The 17,893-nt window shown below is 55.5% G+C and carries 15 protein-coding genes; 8 read left to right on the top strand and 7 right to left on the bottom strand.

The window, feature by feature from the left end; all coding sequences use genetic code 11:
- Positions 1-58: 58 nt before the first annotated feature.
- Together BMZ01_RS05540 and BMZ01_RS05545 are read right to left on the bottom strand one after the other, a co-directional pair.
- Complete coding sequence (locus tag BMZ01_RS05540; protein WP_177180077.1) at positions 59-919, bottom strand: NUDIX hydrolase; 861 nt, start codon at positions 917-919, stop codon at positions 59-61.
- 305 nt (positions 920-1,224) lie between these two features.
- A complete protein-coding gene (locus BMZ01_RS05545) occupies positions 1,225-2,028 on the bottom strand; it encodes an ABC transporter ATP-binding protein (protein WP_177180083.1) in 804 nt (267 codons plus the stop codon).
- 149 nt (positions 2,029-2,177) lie between these two features.
- On the opposite strand from BMZ01_RS05545, the gene BMZ01_RS05550 reads away from it, so the two are divergent.
- The 3 genes from BMZ01_RS05550 to BMZ01_RS05560 all read left to right on the top strand — a co-directional run bounded on the left by BMZ01_RS05550 (position 2,178) and on the right by BMZ01_RS05560 (position 8,632).
- Positions 2,178-4,235 (top strand): maltotransferase domain-containing protein, encoded by a 2,058-nt coding sequence (locus BMZ01_RS05550; RefSeq protein ID WP_092285280.1) that lies wholly within the window; start codon positions 2,178-2,180, stop codon positions 4,233-4,235.
- A gap of 266 nt (positions 4,236-4,501) precedes the next feature.
- On the top strand, positions 4,502-6,706 hold the full coding sequence (gene glgB, locus BMZ01_RS05555; protein ID WP_092285282.1) for a 1,4-alpha-glucan branching protein GlgB: 2,205 nt from the start codon (positions 4,502-4,504) through the stop codon (positions 6,704-6,706).
- 909 nt (positions 6,707-7,615) lie between these two features.
- Entirely contained in the window at positions 7,616-8,632 is a 1,017-nt protein-coding gene (locus tag BMZ01_RS05560) for a Fic family protein (RefSeq protein WP_244887593.1), read from the top strand.
- A gap of 128 nt (positions 8,633-8,760) precedes the next feature.
- Here the strand turns inward: BMZ01_RS05560 and BMZ01_RS05565 are convergent, their stop codons facing one another.
- A complete protein-coding gene (locus BMZ01_RS05565) occupies positions 8,761-10,344 on the bottom strand; it encodes a peptide ABC transporter substrate-binding protein (RefSeq protein WP_092285286.1) in 1,584 nt (527 codons plus the stop codon).
- Between the two features lie 648 nt (positions 10,345-10,992).
- Between BMZ01_RS05565 and BMZ01_RS11535 the strand changes: the two genes are divergently transcribed.
- From BMZ01_RS11535 to BMZ01_RS05590, 5 genes are all read left to right on the top strand, one after another.
- Positions 10,993-11,307, top strand: a complete 315-nt coding sequence (locus BMZ01_RS11535; protein ID WP_092285409.1) for a lactococcin 972 family bacteriocin — start codon at positions 10,993-10,995, stop codon at positions 11,305-11,307.
- Positions 11,308-11,601: 294 nt separating this feature from the next.
- On the top strand, positions 11,602-12,045 hold the full coding sequence (locus BMZ01_RS05575; RefSeq protein WP_092285288.1) for a hypothetical protein: 444 nt from the start codon (positions 11,602-11,604) through the stop codon (positions 12,043-12,045).
- Positions 12,046-12,981: 936 nt separating this feature from the next.
- Positions 12,982-13,998, top strand: a complete 1,017-nt coding sequence (locus BMZ01_RS05580; protein ID WP_223845822.1) for an ATP-binding cassette domain-containing protein — start codon at positions 12,982-12,984, stop codon at positions 13,996-13,998.
- Complete coding sequence (locus tag BMZ01_RS05585; RefSeq protein WP_092285290.1) at positions 13,995-14,744, top strand: ABC transporter permease; 750 nt, start codon at positions 13,995-13,997, stop codon at positions 14,742-14,744. Before BMZ01_RS05580 ends, BMZ01_RS05585 begins: the two co-directional genes overlap by 4 nt.
- A complete protein-coding gene (locus BMZ01_RS05590) occupies positions 14,737-15,513 on the top strand; it encodes an ABC transporter permease (protein WP_092285292.1) in 777 nt (258 codons plus the stop codon). Before BMZ01_RS05585 ends, BMZ01_RS05590 begins: the two co-directional genes overlap by 8 nt.
- A gap of 54 nt (positions 15,514-15,567) precedes the next feature.
- Here the strand turns inward: BMZ01_RS05590 and BMZ01_RS05595 are convergent, their stop codons facing one another.
- Genes BMZ01_RS05595 through nucS form a run of 4 tightly spaced genes read right to left on the bottom strand, consistent with a single transcriptional unit; the run spans position 15,568 to position 17,893 of the window.
- Entirely contained in the window at positions 15,568-16,452 is an 885-nt protein-coding gene (locus BMZ01_RS05595) for a tetratricopeptide repeat protein (RefSeq protein WP_092285294.1), read from the bottom strand.
- Between the two features lie 52 nt (positions 16,453-16,504).
- Positions 16,505-16,810 carry a thiamine-binding protein gene (locus BMZ01_RS05600; protein ID WP_092285296.1) on the bottom strand — a complete coding sequence of 102 codons (306 nt, stop codon included), beginning with the start codon at positions 16,808-16,810 and terminating at the stop codon, positions 16,505-16,507.
- A 38-nt stretch (positions 16,811-16,848) separates the two neighbouring features.
- Positions 16,849-17,151 (bottom strand): hypothetical protein, encoded by a 303-nt coding sequence (locus tag BMZ01_RS05605; protein ID WP_092285298.1) that lies wholly within the window; start codon positions 17,149-17,151, stop codon positions 16,849-16,851.
- A gap of 49 nt (positions 17,152-17,200) precedes the next feature.
- Positions 17,201-17,893 carry an endonuclease NucS gene (gene nucS, locus BMZ01_RS05610; RefSeq protein ID WP_092285300.1) on the bottom strand — a complete coding sequence of 231 codons (693 nt, stop codon included), beginning with the start codon at positions 17,891-17,893 and terminating at the stop codon, positions 17,201-17,203.

Below are 17,893 nucleotides of genomic sequence, written 5' to 3' on the forward strand. Positions count from 1 at the left end.
TTAAGACCCCCGTGGCCGCCGTCACAATACCGCTGATACTGCTGCCCTAATCCGCTGCTTAGTCTTCGCGCAGGTGTGGGGGAATATATTCGATTCTTTCGATCCGCTTGGTGGTATAAAAATCTCGGTATTTCGGGTCATCCACGGGATCACCAATAACGGGGCGCATATCAGCGAATTCCGCGCCGGCTAAGGCTTCTTCCACGGTGCGATAATTAGTTAATTCCTGTAATTGCGCCCACGTGGGAATCACAAATCGCACTAACCCGGCGCGCCACCCATCAAGTAATAGTTGGGGTGGGAACCACCCGGCAGAATCCGCCTCCGAACAATCCCCATCGGGGTACTGCCCTTCTGGCACGGCGGCAATAAAAGAGAAGGTATCAAACCAGGTTCCGGAATTAGACGGCCCCACCCACCTGGCCCAAGGCCGCAGTAAATCCGCATTTACCCGCAAATTATTATCACTTAACACATCGGTGAGCGAGAGCCGGTGACTTTCTAATCCGAGCCTTTCCACGTGATAAGAGTTCGCATCATCGACGGTATTGCCATCAGAATCAATAGCTAAAAGCAGCCCTGTTTCTTCAAATAGTTCCCGAACAGCCGCGAAAACTAAGGCATGCCCTTTTTCCTTCGTCGCCCCCATTCGCCGCGCCATCGAAATAACCGAAGGCCCCGCCCACAAGTCACCAGAATCCCAGGTTTTCTCGGGATAATCACGGTCATCTACTCCCCCACCCGGGAAAACAGTTATCCCCGGGTAATTCCGCATGGTGCTGACGCGTTCTTGCATCCACACTTCTAATCCGGATTCGCCATCGCGAAGTAATAAAACAGTCGCAGCTAATTTGGCGCCGCCTAGGCCCTCTAGGTTGGGGTGTAATTCATCAATCACGGGGCCTAGGTCACCTCCCATGTGGCCGCGACTTTCCGCTATTTCGCTGACTCCCCGCCGACGTGTTCACGCCCACTACTGCATTCTAGAAACCGCAACGCATAGTTTTGGTGAGTCAGACCCATAGTTATGTACGTACGCTTCAGAGTGTACTTCTCTTGGCTCGGCGGCTTAAAGGTATGTTCCCCCTTAGCGTTGAGCTTATTTCCGAGATCCGCCTCCCGAAGCTAAGGAAAAAGGGCATAGCCTCAGCAAAAGTGAAGCTATGCCGCACCTTAGGTTGTTTTCTACGCGAAATTGCTAGGCTATGCCAGCTGCGCTGTGATCTAGCGAACTCGGCGGGCGAAATAGCGCTCGCCAATGCGATCCACCTGAATGGGTTGGTGGAAAGTTTTTGTGAGATTCTCGCTAGTTAAGACAGTATTCAACAGCCCTTGGGCAATAATCTTGCCTTCGTCAATGAGCATCGCGTGGGTAAACCCAGCGGGGATTTCCTCCACATGGTGCGTGATCATCACAATCGCCGGGGCATCCGGGTCCATCGCAATATCGCTGAGGTAACCCACCAGGTCCTCGCGGCCACCCAAATCCATCCCGGCGCTAGGTTCATCCAAGATCAACAGCTCGGGGTTAATCATCAGCGCACGGGCCACCATCACGCGTTTGCGTTCACCTTCAGATAGAGTCCCCCAGGTGCGATCCGCCAAATGCTTCGCCCCTACTTGCTCTAGAATCTCATCGGCTTGGGCGAAATCTAATTCCTCATATTCTTCCCGCCAGCGCCCTAAAACAGCATATCCAGCGGAGATAACAAGGTCCGCGACTTTTTCCTCCGCGGGGATGCGGTTACCTAGCGCGGCGGAGGAGACACCAATCATGGCGCGCAGGTCGCGCATATCGGTTTTGCCGATCTTTTCACCCATGATGTATGCCTCCCCGGTGCTAGGGAACTCTTCGGCCGAGGCCATCCGAATAAGCGTGGTTTTACCAGCCCCATTAGGGCCAATAATTACCCAGCGTTCATCTAGTTCTACCTGCCAATTCACCGGCCCCACAAGGGTGCGGCCATCACGGATGAAGCTAACGTCACGGAAGTTAATGAGGAGATCCTGGTTATTCACATCCTCCATCATGCGCCATCGAGCGGGCGCATGTGGTGAAGGCACGCGGAGCTGCTGGGACAAGGGGGCCTATCCGCGCGGCACTGCTAAAACTTCAGTCGGCACACTAGCCTAGAAAGTGCCCTCCCCGCAGCCTCCTAAGTAAAGGTGAATCAGGCGTGAACCGCGAAGTAATCGGAAGACTAGGTATCGATGATGTCCGCCCCAGCATTTCTGGGCGCAGGCTCCCAGCAAAAGCAGTGGTAGGTGAGGTTGTTCCGGTTACTGCTTTGGTGTGGCGTGAAGGCCACGATGCCATTTCCGCCACCTTAAATGTCCAAGGTCCCACCCCAGCTGATGGTTCTAAACCCACCCGCTATGACCTGACGATGACCCAAGATGCGGTAATTGAAGATCGCCAGCACGCCATCTTCACCCCAGATGAGCCCGGCCGCTGGCTTTTCCGGGTGGATGCCTGGTCAGATCCCATGGCCACCTGGATTAATGCGGTGAGCAAGAAGATTGCCGCCGGCCAGGATGCCGCTGAGCTTGCCAATGATATGTCTCATGGGGCGGAGCTTTTTAGCACCGCTGCGCAGCAAGCCGAAGATCCCCACGATGCCGCGCATCTGCGCAAGATCGCCGCTGAGCTAGCGGATAATGCTTCCCCACGTTCGCTTATTGAACGTGTCCAGGATGCGCTCTCAGATGAAACCCAAGCTGTGGTTGCCCAGCACCCGGTGCGTGAACTTTTAACCCGCGGTGATGTCCACGAGGTGATGGTGGAACGCCGCGATGCGCTGGTGAATTCCTGGTATGAGCTCTTCCCGCGTTCCACCGGCGGCTGGGATGAGGAAGGCAACCCGGTGCACGGCACCTTCGCCACCACCGCTAAGGCCCTAGATCGCGTCGCCGCAATGGGCTTTGACACGGTGTATTTCCCGCCGATTCACCCGATTGGCGAAATCAACCGCAAGGGTAAGAACAACACCTTGGTTGCCGAACCCGGCGATGTGGGTTCCCCCTGGGCCATTGGTTCTAAAGATGGTGGCCATGATGCCACTCACCCGCTACTTGGCAGCGAGGAGGATTTCCGGGCACTGGTGCAGCGCGCCGAGGAACTCGGCCTAGAGATCGCTTTGGACCTCGCCTTGCAGGCCGCCCCAGATCACCCCTGGAGTGTCAATCACCGCGACTTCTTTACTGAGCTTGCTGATGGCACCATCGCTTTCGCGGAGAACCCGCCGAAGAAGTACCAGGATATTTATCCGCTGAACTTCGATAACTCCCCGGAGAAAATCGAAAAGGAGATCCTGCGGGTGGTCCGCCACTGGATTGATCTGGGGGTCACCACCTTCCGCGTGGATAATCCTCACACCAAGCCCGCTGATTTTTGGCACCGCCTCATCAATGATGTGCACGAAACGCACCCAGAGGTCATCTTCCTAGCGGAAGCCTTCACCCGCCCGGCGCGCCTTTATGGTCTAGCAAAAGCTGGGTTCTCGCAGTCCTATAGCTACTTCACCTGGAAGACCACCAAGGCTGAGCTGATCGAGTTTGCTGAAGAGATCACCGCGAATGCGGATATTTGCCGCCCGAATCTCTTCGTCAATACCCCGGATATTCTGCATGCTTCCCTTCAGCATGGTGGGCGCGCCATGTTTGCTATTCGTGCGGCCTTGGCATCCACCTTGTCCCCGCTATGGGGCATGTACTCCGGCTATGAGCTCTATGAGCACCGCGCGGTAGCCCCGGGCAGCGAAGAGTACTTGGATTCGGAAAAGTATGAGCTTCGCCCCCGCGATTTCGAGACTGCCTTGAAGAATGGGGATTCCTTGGAGGAATATGTGCGCTTGCTCAACCACATCCGCAAGGAAAACCCGGCGTTGCAGCAGCTGCGCAACCTCACCCTCCATGAAACCGATAATGATCAGATCCTCGCCTACTCCAAGGTGGATGCTGCTTCCGGTAATGCGGTATTGGTGGTGGTGAACCTGGATCCGCGTAACCCGCAGGAAGCTACGGTGTTCGTGGATGAAGAGGCCGTTGGCCTTGACCACGGTTCGCACTTCGGGGTGCAGGATATGGTCACCGGCGCTGCTTATACCTGGGGTGAACGCAATTTCGTGCGGCTAGCTCCGCAGCGCGATGTCGCCCATATTTTCCGCTTGCCGGATGTGCCCGCGGATCGTCGCGCAGCTCTTGCCTTCCGTGAGGTGCACGACTACCGCGCCTAATACCGCCGCCTAGGCTAAACTTAAGAATCCTTCCTTATCCACAGGGAGGATTCTTTTTGCTATCGCCGTGCCTATTCCCCGCGTCTTGTGGCTGTAGCTATTGCCAGTAAGAAACCCGTAAAGGGGGTAGTTGTTTAGCCCCACCATGCAAGCTACGCTGCTGGGATCGTGTAGCGCGCTATGAGGTCAGGATCACACCAGGTAAAACGAGCTAAAGTCTAAAGTGACCCGGCTTTACACTTTGATAAAGGATCGGCCCCACGATTATGACATCCGCTGACACCCCACACAACGGCACCCCGAAGATCGATCCCGCCCTTCTCATCCCCGAGGATGAACTCGGACGGCTCATGGTCTGCCAGCACCACAGCCCCCACGATTTTTATGGTTGGCACGCCACACCCACGGGAAGTGTGATCCGCACCCGACAATTGGGTGCAGAAAAGGTCGAAATCCTAGCCGAAAATGATGCCATCGAAGCCACCCCCATCGGCAACGATATTTGGGTAGCCCCCTTCGAATCGCACCACTCTTTTGATTATCGGCTAAAAGTCACCTGGCCTGGTGCCGAACCCGCCATCCTCGCAGACCCCTACCACTTCCTGCCCACCCTTGGCAGTTTGGACCTGCACCTCATCGGTGAGGGCCGGCATGAACGTCTGTGGGAGGTACTTGGTGCGAATACCCGCAGCTATGACACCGCGTTAGGCACTGTGCATGGCACCAGCTTTGCGGTGTGGGCACCGAATGCTCGCGGTGTAGCCGTCATCGGTGATTTCTGTGGTTGGAATCCTTCGCAGTACCCCATGCGTTGCTTGGGCTCTACTGGTGTGTGGGAGATCTTCATCCCCGGCGTACAGGCCGGCGAGCGCTATAAGTTCGCCATCCACACCGCCGAGGGGCATCGCCGCGATAAGGCTGATCCGCTGGCGAAGGCCACGGAATGCCCGCCCGCTACCGGCAGCATCGTGGTGGAGTCTGATTATCACTGGGAAGATACCGTCTGGATGTCCCAGCGTCCCACCAAGGCGTGGGATAAAGAACCCATGAGCATCTATGAGGTGCATCTGGGTTCCTGGAAGAAGGACCTCGATTATCGCCAATTGGCTGAGGATCTGGTTCCTTATGTGAAGGAACAGGGCTTCACGCACGTGGAATTCATGCCCGTTGCCGAGCACCCCTTCGGTGGTTCTTGGGGTTACCAAGTGTCTGGCTATTATGCGCCGAGTTCGCGTTGGGGTCGCCCCGATGATCTTCGCCAATTAATTGATACTTTCCACCAAGCCGGAATTGGCGTGATTATCGACTGGGTTCCCGCGCACTTCCCCAAGGATGATTGGGCGCTGGCACGTTTCGATGGCCAAGCCCTCTACGAGCACCCCGATTGGCGCCGCGGTGAACAAAAAGATTGGGGCACCTATGTCTTCGACTTCGGCCGTAATGAGGTGCGCAACTTCCTAGTCGCCAATGCCTTGTATTGGCTAGAGGAATTCCACGTTGATGGTTTACGCGTGGATGCGGTGGCCTCCATGTTGTACCTGGATTACTCCCGCGAAGATGGCGAATGGCTGCCCAATGAGTTCGGTGGCCGCGAAAACCTCGATGCGGTGCGTTTCCTCCAGGAGCTCAACGCCACCGCGCACCGCGTGCACCCCGGTATCCTCACCATCGCTGAGGAATCCACTTCCTGGCCTGGTGTTACCGCCATGACCTCTGCCGGTGGTTTGGGCTTTAGCTTGAAGTGGAATATGGGGTGGATGAATGACACCTTGGAGTATTTCTCCTTAGACCCCATTCACCGCAGCTATCACCACAATGACATCACTTTCTCCATGGTGTACGCCTACTCCGAGCATTTCGTGCTCCCCTTCTCCCATGATGAAGTGGTCCACGGCAAGGGCTCGCTCTGGGCCCGCATGCCCGGCGATACCTGGAATAAAGCCGCTGGTCTTCGCACCCTCTACGCCTATATGTTCAGCCACCCCGGCAAGAAGCTGCTCTTCCAGGGCCAGGAGTTCGGCCAGATCCAAGAATGGTCCGAGGAACGCTCCTTGGACTGGTATGACATGGACGGCTGGGAAGGCGAATATCACCGCGGTATCCAGGCGCTTTATCGCGATCTCAACCGCGTCTACCGTGAACACCCCGCCCTGCACACCCAGGACGATGAGCCCGCTGGTTTCCAGTGGATCCGCGGTGATGACGCCGCCAACAATATCCTCGCCTACCTGCGCTGGGGTGTTGATGGCGAAGCCGTGCTGGCAGTCATGAACTTCGGTGGCACCTCCCAACCGCACTACACCCTCGATGTTCCGTGCGCAGGCACCTGGGAGTGCATCCTCAATACCGACGCCAGCGTCTACGAAGGCGCCGGCAATGAGCTGCCGATCTTCACCTCCACCAACCCCGATCAATCCCTCACGCTGCACATCCCGGCGATGAGCGCACAGTTCTACCGCTGGCAAGGCTAGGGCGGTGCGGTCGGAGTTTTCGGAACTACCACTGGTCTCAGGGCTGGAATCAGCGCAACGGATCAGGAACGCAACGAGTAGGAGGGTATTGTGAAGTCCTCTAATCGGACCATGATGAGGATTAGCTGCGGCCTTCCTTGATTTGTTCCTTCATGGCACTCCTTTTACTGGTGTTCTTTCCGAGCGGAAGACCCATCACCACATGGCTTATCGTCTCAGCGCTTTTCATAGCTGGCATCGCTATGTTGATCTATGGCGAAGTGAGAAGCAAAAAAGAAGCTGTATAGCACTCCATCGATGTCGGTCTTAGAAAGCCCAGAGCAAGGGCTTTCCCCGAGATCAGCGGCCCAACATAGGCGCGTCCCCACACAGGCGGGTTCCCTCCCGCACGTGGAGCCGCGCCTTATTGCATACCCAACGCGACATCCCCCATCCCCCACCCCGCCGAATAATACCCGCTCACCACACCAGACTTGTCGAAATCCGCTCCCAGAATCGACACGTCCGAAGAACATGTACACGCCATAAACATATCGGCGCGACATGTCGAAATAACCGCCTGAAATCAACATGTTCTTGGGACATGTCCACCCAATCAACATGTCCGCGAATCATGTCGAAAAACATGATGGAAATCGCTGCATTTGTCGGATGCGGGATCGACTGTCTGAAGGAAGAAGCATTCGAGGTTAGCGGACAGCCTGCGAGCGTGAGTAGCTGATGGCTGTCACCTGTGAATAGTTCCACCGCTCCTCTGGGTTATCCACATAGTGTCCTTGGTTTCGGTTGGAACCCCGGGCCATCTCCGCGAACTCTGCCTAGGGTGAACTTATGCGGAATCAGCCGAATGAGCCTTATCAAGACCTGCCTCCCCTATCGCCGACTGCGGAGGTGGAGACTTATGCAGTTTTGAAAGCCAATATTGACGCAAGCCGTGCGTTGGCGCGTTTGGCTGGGGCGTGTCGGCGATTAGCCGATCGAGATATGTTGCTGAATGTGATTCCACTGATGGAAGCCCAGGCTTCCAGCGAGATTGAAAATATTTTCTTAACCCAGGAGGAGCTGTTTCAGAGAGGAAATCACGCTCTTCCGGGTGGGTCTTCGTCGGTGAGGGAGGTACTGAGATATCGGGATGCGTTGTTATCGGGTGTTCAGTTTTTAAAGCGCGGCCCATTAGGTATGGAAACGGTACTGGATCTCGGGAACATTATTGCACCGGAAAAGGGGCGGGTGCACACGTTTCCGGGGACTTTTATCGGCAATCCGGTTACGAAGGAACGCGTTTACACCCCGCCTCAGGGAGAAGAGGTGCTGCTGAAGCACTTATCTGCGTGGGAAAATTTTCTCCATGATGATCATGGCATTGATCCGCTGATCGCTATGGCGTTGGCGCATTATCAATTCGAGGCTATCCACCCGTTCTCGGATGGCAATGGGCGAACCGGACGTGTGCTCAATATTCTGCTGCTCATCGAGGCGGGACTGTTAGAACTTCCCGTGTTGTATCTGTCGGGATATATCGTCCGGCATAAAGACACCTATTATGAGCGCCTCAACGCAGTTACCCGGGAAGAAGCCTGGGAATCGTGGATCCTCTTCATGCTTGGTGGCATCAGGTCAACAGCTCAGTGGACCTTGGAGCTGATGGAAACCAGCGAAGAGCTCAGGGCTGAGATGGAAGAAAGTATCCGCGAGGTGGGGAACCATCTTCCGGCTGCGGAGCTCACTCGTTTGTTGTTCTCACAGCCTTATCTGCGGATCGAGAATGTCGTGGAAGCCGGGTTAGCGAAGCGCCAAACGGCCTCGGTGTGGCTAGGGAAATTAGTGGAAGCGAAGCTGATTGGGGTGGAGAAGCTGGGCCGCCAAAAAGTGTTTATCAACCATCGGCTAGTGGATGCACTATTTCATACACCACTGCCAGAATAGGAGGGCAACGCAGGTAAATTTTTTGCAATCTCGCGTTTTCGGGGGCTTGTGGCGCGGCATGCCGAAGGCCCACGCGCACCATCCTCACTTTGGGTGCTTGCGTGGGCCCTAGGGTCTCGAATAAAGCCCTATTTGGAGGCTTTGTTTACGGCGTAGTACTCCGGGAGCCCCTTCCAATTGAAGGTCACATCGCTAACGTGCTCGGACCAGCCTCCCACGATGTTCGGGTAGAAAAGCGGGATGGCGGGTAGGTCGCGAAGCAGATGCTCTTGGGCCTGGTTGTAGATCTTGTTGGCCTCGGCGGTGTCCTTGGCTTGGGCGGCTTTGTCGAGCAGCGCGTCGAACTCGGGGTTGTCGTATTGCGCGTCATTAGAGGGGTTGCCTTTGCGGAAATTGGGGCCCAGGAAATTGCCTAAGCTGGGGTAATCCGCGAACCAGGCGGTGCGGTAGGCGCCTGGCATGTGGCCGGTACGGTACTCGTCGCGGAAGCTCTTGAAGTCTGGGTAGGGGTTGCCGGTGGCGGAGATGCCCAGAACATTGGTGATGTTATTGGCGACCGCGTCGGTCCAGGCTTGGTTATCGCCATCGACGTTGTAGTTGATGAGAAGTTCGCCGCTAAACGGCTGGATTTGATCGGCTTGTGCCCAGAGTTCTTTGGCCTTTTCGGGGTTGTACTCGAGGTTTTCGACGCCGGGGATATTGCCATCCCAGCCATCTAGTGCCGGGGAGGTGAAGTCGCGGGCTGGGGTGCGGGTTCCGCGGAAGATCTTGTCGTTGATCTCCTGACGGTTGATGGCCATGGAGACCGCGCGGCGACGGAGGTTGCCTTCCTCGCCAGCGAAATGCTCCGTATCCCAACGGATAGACATTTCCAGGTACATAGCACCCGGCTGGTTGACGGAACGGCCATCGAGTTCTTGCTCGTAGGTGTCGAACGCGGAGGAAGGAATGAGGTCGAGGACATCGAGTTCGCCGGCAAGCAGGTCCGCGTAGGCGGCGTCGGGGCGCTGGTAGAAGACATAGCGCAGGCCATCATTCTTCGGGGTGCGTTCGCCCGCATAATTTTCATTTGGGACCAGTGAGAGCGACTCGTTGTGGCGCCACTCGCTGAACTTATAGGGGCCATTGCCAACGGGATTTTCGCCAAACGCAGCCATATCTTCGAAGGCAGCTTCCGGGAGTGGGAAGAAGGCGTTATAGGCCATGCGGGAGATGAAAGACTCGTCCGGATCGCTCAGCTCGATGCTGAAGTGGCGATCATCGAGGACTTTGAGGCCTTCGAGTTCTTTTACCCCGGATTCGTAGCCCTTGATGGGTTTGAAGAAGCTGGCGGTGAGCTGCTCGTGTTCGACTGCATAATTCCAGGCATCGACGAAGCTATGGGAGGTCAGCGGGCTGCCATCAGCGAAAGTGAGGTCCGGTTTGAGGGTGACCTGGTAGGTGCGGTCGCCTTCAAGCTCGATATTTTCAGCCAGCTCGTTGTGGACCACGCCGTTGGCGTCGTGGTAGACCAAGCCGGAGTAAAGCATATTGACCACACGGCCACCACCATTTTCATTGGTGTTGCCGGGGATCAGGGGCTGTTGGGGTTCGGTGCCATTGACGGTGACGAAGTTGGGTTCAGCGGAGGCTGAGGAGCAAGCTGTGAGCGTGCCGGCTCCTAGGGTGAGCAGGGAGAGCGCTGTGAGGGCTTTCTTCCACTGATGTGCCATGTTTCACTAATCCTTTTAATTATGTGGGTGGTCACTATTTTTGTGTGGACTGAAGCTTAGCAAGGTTTCGGGTGCCAATGTGCCGAAATGGGGAGGGAAATGTGAGTGTGGTTTCATGCCGGGATTGACGAGGCTGATTCTCAACGGGAGGGATACTCCAGCGAAGGGTAATCAGTCGATGAGTGCACGTAGGGTTCGAATGCACCAACCATTTAAGATCTGGCGGACATTACATCGATGACTGGAGTCCACCTAATGGGGCAACAAACCACAGTAAGGAAGAGATTCATAACGAAGATATACCCCCGTACGAGGTAGTCCTTGCATTTGTATCGACACCACAACTGAGCAATGGTTAGCCCTCCCTTCAGTCACTTATTACTGAGTGACTAACTCCGGAAACCAAGTGTCCCAAAGCAAAAAAGGGGCGGACCGCACCATTCTGTCCAGGCCCACTCTAGAGGCCTCCAAGCAACATAAGGAGAACCGATAACTAAGGTCATCAACTTTGCGGCAGCCGCCGCACTCGCCGCAGCAATGGTTACTGCGCCGGCCGCCAGCGCTCAAGCGCTGCCCCCTTCAGATTCCTCACATGCAGCCAGCTACACCGTGCTTACGTGGGATGAGTTGGGCGATCCCACCTCAGGAATGATCGAGATCGATCTCGATAAGATCTCGAGCGAGGTTCCATTCGGCCCTGGCGCAGTTCCATTGGGCGTCCCGTACGGAACGCATACGGAAAACGTTGGCGGCGGAACATGGACTTACGGGGTCACGTGTGACACCACATCGCAAAAGCGGTGTTTTTCGAAATGCATGCACGCTACGAAACACCATACTGCAACAGCTGTCATGGCCAACCAAACCGAAAGGCGTTCAGCAGGTTCAGGCCTCTGGGCCAGCGCCTCAGTGACCGGTGGGTTACGCGCAGGTACTTGTAACGCTTACTGGTCCACCAATTAAAAGTGCCACTTTAACAGTTATTTGACGTAGGGAATTATATTCACTACGCGACTTTTTAATTTCCCTAAAGGGTGCGTTCATGACAAATAAGCCATATTCCATTCCCCAACTCCTAGCGTATGTTTTAGCGGTTATTGTGCTGGCATTTGTTGCTACGTGGGCTGACTACACGGGGCAGCCATTCTTTCTGGCCGTGGCGTCATTCGCCTGGCCATGGTTGTGGGGGGGGGATTCGCCGCCCCGCTTGTATGTAGATCGTGGCCCCCGGTAGCAGTCGTGATTCTTGGTGGTCTTATGACCGGCCTTGGATTGGTAGTCAACGTATTCTTCGACATGGCGATTCTGCCCGACCAGGCAGGTACAGCCACCCCACTAATGAAGAGCGTGGCATGGATGATTGCTGGTTGTTCTGTGGGAGCTGCGATGGCAATCCTTGGTGTGCTTGCTCGGAGAAACGGCTGGTGGTCGGTGGCGGGGACTACCGTCTTCGGCGCTTGTGTCGCTTATGGCTACTACTGGGAGTACACCAGGAACTACCGCCGGCACTTCGAAGGAAAACCGTTGTTAGAGAACCTTGGAGACTATCCGCAGTGGATATGGGCCGGGGCGTTGGCGATCATCAATATCCTCGCCCTCGTGTGGATAGCCCGGAAGGGCTGGACTAGATCACGAAATAACAAGACGGAACTGGTGGATACTCACACCAGTTCGGCCTTGGCACCTGCGAGTACGGATTGATGGAGCGCAGTATTTCAGCATCAATTGCGCGACGCTGAGGTCCTCGCCTACAGCGTGGGGTATGGAGCGCTAGAGGAAGTGTAGGTTGCGCGGATCGAGGCAATCTAGGGACTTAGTCCTTGAAGATGCCGAGGAGTTATTACCTTTACCTGCCGTCATTCTTTTCGGAAGCCGGTTGTATCTCCGGGTCCTTGGAGTTCTTCAACTTGAGTGATTTGACGAAATATACGGCCGCGACGATTATCGCGATAATTGACCCAAAAAGAAGATGCTGAATAAGACATCGTAGAGCGGAATTGGTGGGCTCGGGACAGGGGCTGCGATCACGAAGCTCAAAGAAACAACTCTTCCGTCAAATATAGGTTGTGGCCATACAAATATATAAGCCCACTGCCGTCAAGGGTGACATGTCGATTTTCATATATCGGACAGTGAGAGCAATAGGCACCTAGTTCCTGGTGCCCAGCGATTTAGGCCCTGCGCTGTCTTTAGATGCGTTCTTGCTCAGAAGCACCAGCCCCACCATGCAGCACACCCCGAGGCGCCGCGATGATGTAATTCGCGTCCAAGCTGTGAGGTCAAAGGAAATGACCACCTGGCTAATTCCCATTCGGTCTTGCCGCTTTGTAGAGCTGCGATTGCGATGCCGCCGAGCGCCTTACTTCCCCCAACAAACCAGTCAGACCTCGTGGTTGTGGCAGCCCGCACTGCTTCAGTTGGCGGCTTGCCACCGAAGAAAACCAGTGCATCCCCACACCCTCCTACGCACCCCCGAGCGCTAGGTACTGATAGCGCAGCGGCGTAGTATTTTTTACTTAGGTAACGCTGCACTAATTTCCTTGTGATGTCGTTGTAGTTACGGTCGTGCGGCCGCTGCTTCCCACGAATGCTATTCCCGCCATCCTGGATGAGATTAATGAACAAGGAGTCCTCTTTTTGAGTACTAGAACTGACCTGGTCGATATCGTCCAGGTAGAAAACCTGACCTGTGAATTAGGTGGTAAGAAGATTCTGCATGGTGTGGATCTACGGATTCCAGCCGGACGTATCCACGCCATACTGGGTGCTAATGGTGCCGGCAAAACCACCTTGGTGCGGGTGCTATCAACAATCCTCCCACCAGCTGGGGGAAAGGTAATTATTAATGGCCATGATATGGCGATCGACCCGGCGGGGATCCGTGCCTCCATTGCTTTAACTGGGCAATATGCGGCAGTGGATGAGGAACTCACCGGCAAAGAAAATCTGGTGTTCTTCGGCCAACTCGCGGGGCTTAATAAATCTGCAGCGAAGACTCGCGCTGAGGAATTATTGACGCAGTTTTCTTTGACTGATGCGGGTAAGCGTCGCGTATCGAATTACTCCGGCGGTATGCGCCGCCGCCTCGATATTGCGTGCTCACTGGTGGTTCCCCCTACCCTACTATTCCTAGATGAGCCCACCACCGGTTTGGATCCGGCCAGCCGTAACGATGTCTGGGACATGATTGAGAACCTCGCTGCCTCTGGCACCGCCATTTTATTGACCACTCAGTACCTCAATGAGGCGGATCGCTTGGCTGATCGCATCTCCATTCTGGCTTCCGGCAAGCTCATTGCCGAGGGCACACCCAGCGAATTGAAGAAGCAATATGGCAGCTCTTATTGCGATATTTCCTTCCGCACCGCTGAACAAGCCCAGCAATTCAGCGAGCAATTAGCGCGCACCGATAATGGCATTGATGATGCCAGCGTGATTGATGGCAGCACCGTGCACTTCGAAGCTCCGCGTGGCCACCGCGACCTGGTGGATGCCCTATTGCTCTGGCACGGCAGCCAAGATGACATTATTGACGCCGGTTTAACCCCACCAAGTTTGGACGAGGTGTACTTGGCGCTCGCCGATGAAGGCGATGTGGCACACCAGGAAGAACGCGCTGCCCGCAAGGCCGCTGAGGAGGGGCCGACGCAGTGAACGCCATAGCAGCGATTTGGTATCGCGATGTATTGCGCACGGTGCGCAATATCGGCGTGGTGATTTCCGCGCTTTTAATCCCCTCTATTTTCCTAGCCAGCTTCTACGGGGTGTTCGCGCATGCCGCGGAAGCCCTGGGCTTTGACTACGCCAGCTTCCTACTCCCAGCCGGGTTATTGCAGGTGCTCATTTTTACCGCTGGTGGTTCTGCTCTAGCTTTCGCCCGCGATGCTGAAGGTGGGGTGCATGACCGCATTAAAACCCTGCCGGTGAGCACCTCCAGCATTATTATTGGTCGCCTACTTGCAGATATCACGCGTTTTACCTGGTCTGGTGCGGTAGTGGTGATTGTTGCACTATTGCTCGGAGCGAAGCTTCCTTCGGATGCAAAAAATCTGGTGCTCTGGCTACTGCTCTTTTATGTCATGACCATCGTGGTTTGCGCTGCGGTGGATGCCTTAAGCCTTAGCTCCAAGCACCCGGTGTCCACCGCCATGGTGGTGCAATCGCTCACCATCGCGGTGGTGATGTTTTCCACCGCCTATGTGCCCGGCATCGTATTAACCGGCGCGATCGGCAAGGCTGCGCAACATATGCCCTTTTCCTCCATGTTGGATACAGCACGCGCTTTGCAAGCCGGGGTGGAAGCTGGCCGCGATGGTTGGCTCAGCATCGCCTGGCTGGCCCTTTTTGGTGTTCTAGCGATCTGGGGATTGGCGAGGAATCTGAGGAGGAATCATGGCTAATTACATTGGCGTTCACGGTGGACGACACATCACCCGATTGCTCCATGACCGATCCTTAATGCTCAATACCCTGGTCATGCCGATTGTCTCGGTCTTGATCGTGGTGGGGCTGTTTGGTGACTTCATGAAAGCTAGCCAAGGGCTAGAAGAACTCGACCTTATGCCAGTAACGGTCATGTTTATTATTTCCGCCCAATTGATGAACTCGCAGTCCGTAGCGGCTTCCTTGGTAAGCGAACGCCAACGCGGAATCACCGATCGTTTCTTCACGACTCCAGGAGGTATTACGCCCTATGTGTGGGGTACCTGGTGGGCGGTCTTCCTGCGGCTTTTTGTTGCTGGTTTAACCGGTCCGATTATCACCACGATTATGGGGATGCGGCCATCGCTTCCCGCCCTAGGGTGGTTGCTCTTCCTTAATATCTTGGTAGCTGCGACGATCTCTATCTTCGCAATCGGGTTTTCTTCCTTGGTGAAGGTCCCGGAGGCGACCATGATTATGACGCCCTTTGCCTTCATTTTGATGTTTCTCTCGGCCGGCATCGTGCCTACTGAAAGTTTCATCTCCGTAGTCCAGCCGCTGGTGCGTATTAACCCGATTACGCATGCGGTGCGAGCCGGGATTGCCTTGGATGATGGTCCTTTGGCGCAAGTACTCGGGGTGAAAGAGGCTTTGCCGGAGCTCACGATCGCAGTGATCTTCTTTGCCGTGATCTTGGTGTTCTTCGCCTTCATTGCCTTCCGCAAAGCGAAGAAGAATTGGCTGTAGTAGGCAAAAGATCAGGGGAGCCGCTCAAGGCGACTCCCCTATTTTCTTGGCTGTTTAGAACAGTGCGCTGGCCATTTTGGTGCGTGCGGCAATCACGCGGGGATCAGCATCATCGAAGAGCGTGAACAGATCCAAAAGACGCTGGTGTGCTTCTTTCTTCCGCGGACCAGAGAACTGCTCCAGCAGATAGTCGAAGGCCCACTCTAAATCCCCTTGGGTAATAGCAGTATCGGCAGCCACAAAGGGATCAGCATCGGCGCCTTCTTGCTTGCTCAAGCGCTGCAGCATCTCTGCGGTATGGAGGGCGGAAATAATGTCCTTATCCGCTGGCTTTTTGGCCAAGGCCTGCTTGTAAACCTCAATAGCTTCATCGAAGCGAGCATTATTAAGGTGCTCGGCTGCCTCATCGAGCAGTGGATCTCCCGTGGGGGCCTCAGCAGGAGAAGCTGCTGGGGCCTCGGCACCCGCCAAAGAAGGGCTAATGGCGATCACCAGCTGCTCACACCACTGCTCTAACGCCTCACGCGGTTGAGGTCCGGCGAAGTGTGTCACTGGGCGACCAGCGGCCACTGCCACCACTGTGGGGATGGCATTGATACCAAAGACCTGCGCTAATTCCGGGGAGGCATCGACATCAGCGTGGACGAAGGCGAGATCGCCATTGCGGGCAGAAATAATTTCTTCTAAGTCCGCCTGCAAGGTTTCGGATTCTGGGGCACGAGAAGAGCCTAAGAGAACCACCACCGGCACGCTTTGTGAGCGTCCGAGCACCTCCGTTTCTAGGTTGGCGGTAGTCAGCTCCACGCTTGGTGCTGCGCTACCCGGAGCTTCTGCGCGAGCCCGGGCACGCTCTTCAGCTTGAGCGCGGGCTTCCGCCCGGGCTTTCACTTCGCCAAGATCAATGGCTCCGCCGCTCATAAAACGATCAAGGGTGCTCATAATTGTGCTGTGTGCTCCTTAAGAAAATTTTTTCGCTGGGTAGAGACTCTACTTAGTCTTGAGCCAAGCGCTTCTCCACAGCCTCGACCTTGGCTTTGATCTGGCCGCTATAGCCGGGGCGGATATCGGCCTTGATCACCAATGAGGTTCGCGGGGATACCTCGGCCACTGCCTCGGTGGCGCGCTTGATGACATCCATGACTTCATCCCATTCACCTTCGATGAGAGTGAACATGGCGTTTGTTTCATTGGGAAGCCCCGATTCCCGGACGATGCGTACTGCCTCGGTGACAGCATCGGCCATTTCGGCATCCGCGGTGGGAGTTTGGGTGGGGGCCACAGAAAAAGCAACGATCATGGCACCCCAGGGTAGTCATAGTTGGAGGTATTTGGCGGCTATCGACGTTCCCAGCAGGCGGTATGCCAATGCCGGCGGTCTTCTGAACCGCGCAAGGAATCTCGGGGCCAGGCGACAATGTGTCGAATCCCGGGCGGAATATCTTGGTTGCAGCCCGGGCAAATATAGTATTTCTTCGCTGCGCTAGCCCCCATGCGTCGGACTAAATATGGCGCACCATAATCCCAACTAGGCCCGGTTTCTACTTGGGTTCCCAAGAAGGCAGCGCCATCATCAGGAAGGCGGCGGGGTTCCCAGACTGCAGCGCTCCGGGCACGCTTCGAGGCACCCTTTTTGGGCATGCCTCTTCGCCCGGAATGATGGTTCCTGCGCGGCATATATAGACCCCTCCTAAAACAGCCGGAGTTCCCGGGACTCGATGCCACGTAGCTCGTCATAGTCTAAGGTCACACAGCGAATCCCGCGGTCCTCAGCTAAGGTCCGGGCTTGGGGTTTGATTTCTTGGGCGGCGAATACTCCCAAGACAGGCTTGAGCAGCTCATCGCGGTTCAATAGCTCCAAATAGCGGGTCAATTGCTCCACGCCATCAATACCGCCGCGGCGCTTAATCTCCACAGCCACAGTGGTTCCTTTTTTATCGCGACAGAGAATATCAACGGGACCAATCGCGGTGGGATATTCGCGACGGATAAGTGAGTAGCCTTCACCGAGGGTCTCGATGTGCTCGGCTAATAACTCCTGCAGGTGGGCTTCTACGCCGTCTTTAGTCAGGCCCGGATCTTCGCCGAGTTCATGTTCTAGGTCATGCTCGATTTTCTCAATGGTGATGCGCAGCTGCTCGCCTTTTTTATTTTCCACCACCCACAGGATCAGTCCGGTTTCTTCACCATCCTGATCAGTAATGGGGCTTCCCTTCAAGGTACATGGTGGGGTCATCCAATTCAGCGGCTTATAGGCGCGGTCATCAGCATGGATAGACACCGATCCATCGGCTTTGAGTAAAAGAAGGCGGGTAGCCATCGGTAGGTGGGCTTCTAATCGACCCACATAGTCAACACTGCAACGTGCGATTACAAGACGCAT

The sequence above is a fragment of the Corynebacterium spheniscorum genome (assembly GCF_900113445.1).
In the GTDB taxonomy this organism is placed as follows: domain Bacteria; phylum Actinomycetota; class Actinomycetes; order Mycobacteriales; family Mycobacteriaceae; genus Corynebacterium; species Corynebacterium spheniscorum.

Coding starts and splice junctions, on each gene's coding strand:
- BMZ01_RS05605 (WP_092285298.1), bottom strand. CDS start 17,151: ATGCCCAAAAAGGGTGCCTCGAAGCGTGCCCGGAGCGCTGCAGTCTGG.
- BMZ01_RS05565 (WP_092285286.1), bottom strand. CDS start 10,344: ATGGCACATCAGTGGAAGAAAGCCCTCACAGCGCTCTCCCTGCTCACC.
- nucS (WP_092285300.1), bottom strand. CDS start 17,893: ATGCGTCTTGTAATCGCACGTTGCAGTGTTGACTATGTGGGTCGATTA.
- BMZ01_RS05540 (WP_177180077.1), bottom strand. CDS start 919: ATGGGAGGTGACCTAGGCCCCGTGATTGATGAATTACACCCCAACCTA.
- BMZ01_RS05595 (WP_092285294.1), bottom strand. CDS start 16,452: ATGAGCACCCTTGATCGTTTTATGAGCGGCGGAGCCATTGATCTTGGC.
- BMZ01_RS05590 (WP_092285292.1), top strand. CDS start 14,737: ATGGCTAATTACATTGGCGTTCACGGTGGACGACACATCACCCGATTG.
- BMZ01_RS05575 (WP_092285288.1), top strand. CDS start 11,602: ATGACCGGCCTTGGATTGGTAGTCAACGTATTCTTCGACATGGCGATT.
- BMZ01_RS11535 (WP_092285409.1), top strand. CDS start 10,993: ATGATCGAGATCGATCTCGATAAGATCTCGAGCGAGGTTCCATTCGGC.
- BMZ01_RS05545 (WP_177180083.1), bottom strand. CDS start 2,028: ATGGAGGATGTGAATAACCAGGATCTCCTCATTAACTTCCGTGACGTT.
- glgB (WP_092285282.1), top strand. CDS start 4,502: ATGACATCCGCTGACACCCCACACAACGGCACCCCGAAGATCGATCCC.
- BMZ01_RS05600 (WP_092285296.1), bottom strand. CDS start 16,810: ATGATCGTTGCTTTTTCTGTGGCCCCCACCCAAACTCCCACCGCGGAT.